Source organism: Streptomyces nanshensis (genome assembly GCF_001751255.1).
GTDB classification, from domain to species: Bacteria; Actinomycetota; Actinomycetes; order Streptomycetales; family Streptomycetaceae; genus Streptomyces; species Streptomyces nanshensis_A.
Genome location: NZ_LJGW01000460.1, coordinates 1 through 230, shown reverse-complemented (window position 1 = coordinate 230; position 230 = coordinate 1). Strand labels below are relative to the sequence as shown.

Genomic DNA, 230 nt, shown 5'->3' with positions numbered 1-230 from the left:
TCGCGGTGGTCGTCATCGGTGCCGTGACGATCGCCGCCATCGGTTTCGCGGGTTCCTTCGCGGCCGTACGCGACCTCGCGGCACGCAAGGGCTTCGGTGCCTTCGCGCCGTTCTTCCCCATCGGGATCGACGCGGGCATCGTCGTGCTGCTCGCGCTGGACCTGCTGCTGACCTGGATCCGCATCCCGTTCCCGCTGCTGCGCCAGACGGCGTGGCTGCTGACGGCGGCC

The 230-nt window shown here is 70.4% G+C and carries 1 protein-coding gene; it reads left to right on the top strand.

Annotated features, from left to right (window positions below; translation table 11 throughout):
* Positions 1 to 5: 5 nt before the first annotated feature.
* A partial coding sequence (locus tag AN218_RS28440) for a DUF2637 domain-containing protein (protein WP_244900781.1) occupies positions 6 to 230 on the top strand: 225 nt, incomplete at its 3' end.